The organism is Mycobacterium sp. E3251 (genome assembly GCF_001666835.1).
Classification (GTDB): Bacteria; Actinomycetota; Actinomycetes; order Mycobacteriales; family Mycobacteriaceae; genus Mycobacterium.
Map to the genome: position 1 here is coordinate 1 of NZ_LZJF01000050.1, position 2,099 is coordinate 2,099.

At 65.7% G+C, this 2,099-nt stretch carries 3 pseudogenes; 1 reads left to right on the plus strand and 2 read right to left on the minus strand.

Going from position 1 to position 2,099, the window contains the following annotated elements:
- Window positions 1-74, plus strand: a pseudogene (locus A5697_RS28270) (hypothetical protein); the annotation flags it as partial.
- Here the strand turns inward: A5697_RS28270 and A5697_RS06375 are convergent.
- Window positions 74-958, minus strand: a pseudogene (locus A5697_RS06375) (MCE family protein); the annotation flags it as partial. The pseudogenes A5697_RS28270 and A5697_RS06375 overlap by 1 nt on opposite strands.
- Before the next feature lie 95 nt (window positions 959-1,053).
- Window positions 1,054-2,099 (minus strand): annotated as a pseudogene (locus A5697_RS06380) (MCE family protein); the annotation flags it as partial.

Consider the following 2,099-nt stretch of genomic DNA (forward strand, 5'->3'; position numbering starts at 1 on the left):
AGGACGGCGACACCATCCCGCTGCAAAATTCGTCCGCTTACCCCACGATCGAGCAGACGCTGGCCAGCCTCGCCTTCTGCACGGCGTCGAGGTCAAACGGCCGGGCCAGGAGCAGCTTGAGGGCACGGATCAAATACGGTGAGGCGCGGCCGAGTTCCCGCAACGGGCACTGCAGCGAGAGCAGATCCTGGTGGAGGTTGCTGACCGAGGCGGACAGGTATTGGTCGGACACTCCGCTGAGCGCGCCGGTCGCATCGACCGCGTTGACCAACAGGTTCTGTTTGTCCGCGAAATATTCGATAACTGGCGGGAATTCGGTCAGGACCCGATCAAGAACGTCCGAGCGGGGACCCACATACGTCAGCAACCGGTCGGTGGAATCGATGGCTCGGGTGATGTCATCGCGTTGCTCATCGAGTTGGGCGGTGAAGGTGTCCAGCTTGTCGAGGGAGGCACGGATCTGCTCGGCCCGCCCGTTCACGGCGTTGTAGACCTCATTCTCGAGCACTTCCAGGTTCGGGATGCCGCCGCCGCGCACGATGAAGGCGAGGCTGGCCAGCGTCTGCTCGATCGTGGGGTAAGCGGACGAATTTTGCAGCGGGATGGTGTCGCCGTCCTTCAGCAGCTCGGGGGACGGGTTGGACGGCACGGCCAGTTCCAGATGCTGAGAACCCAGGAGGGTGATTTGCCCGATCTTGGCGGTCGCGTTCTTGGGTAACTTGATGTTCTTGTCCATATGTAGCGTCAGGGTCGCGACCCAGTTCTTCAGTTCGATCGCGCGCACCGTGCCGACAAAGACATCGGCCACTTGCACCCTGCTGTTGTTGTTCATCGCCAGCGCGTCGGGGATCTGCACGTAGAGGGTGTAGGAGCCGGACCCGGTGCCGGGACCGCCGGGCATGGGCAGATTGGCGATTCCGCGCCAGTTCGCGCACGACGTCAGCGCGAGGGCAGCCATCAGGAGCGCCAGCGGCGCGCGCAGCGCGCTCGTCGCGCCCCGCGGGGTCCGTCGGTTCGGCTTGCTCCTCGCGCGCAGCGCGCTCGTCGCGCGCCTCATGAGCCCGGGCCTGTCGACCCGGCCGACGCGGCGGCCGGCGGTGATCCAGCAGGCGCGGGCGTCGGTGCCACCGGACCAGGGATCACACCCGGTCCGGGCGCCGGTGGCGGGATCGGCACCTGGGGGGCCTGCAGGCCGATTGGTGGCACCACGGGGTTTTCGTCGTAGGCGTTCGGCGGCCCGGGTGGGTTCGGCGGCCCCGGGGGCGGGGGTCCGGTGTCGGGGCCGCCCATCAGTTCGGCCAGGGATTCGGGGGTCAGCAGGCCGCCGGTGATGGGCCCCACCTGGGTGCCTTGCATGCCCGGCGCGACCACCCATCCGGGTTGGGTGTTTCGGTGCGAGAACGGGGTGTCGGGCACCCAGATGCCGGGCACGGTGGTGTCTTTGTACCCGGTGGGCGGGTGCAGCCGCGGCTCGGAGTAGGCGACTTCTTTGGGGAGCGTCTCGGCGGTGCTGAACAGGTTCGTCCCGAAGGGCAGGTAGTTGAACTTGACCGCATCGAGGATGGGCGCGAGGTATTGCGCACACAGCTCGGCGGACTCTTGATAGCCCAGTCGGCTACCGGCCTGAATCATGCTGCAGAAGAACTGCATTGGGTTGGCGAAGTTGGGGATCGCCGGGATGGACATGAGTGCGCCGTGCGACGGGTGGTAAATCTGGCCGAGGTTGGTCTCCAACGTCGGCAGGACGTGCAAGGCGGTCTCCGAACCGTTCAGTGGGTCGGGTTGGGCCAGGGCGGTGGTCAGGGTGGCGAGGTTGTCGACGTCGTGCGCGAGTACGTCGCGGTTCTTGGTCAAGAACGGGCTCACTGTGGAGAGCAGGCCGTCGAGCTGTTGGATCGCATTGGCGAGGTCCCTGTCAGGCCCAGTGAACCTATCGCTGAATTGGGCCAGGTTGTTGTTCAGCGCAACGAATTGCTCGTCGTCCTTGTGCAGGGCGCTGACGAATAGCGCCAGGCTGTGAATCACCGCGAAGAAGTCACCACGGCCCTCGTTCAGCGCGGTCAACGACCGCGACAGGCTGTTCAGCGTGGTGTTGATCT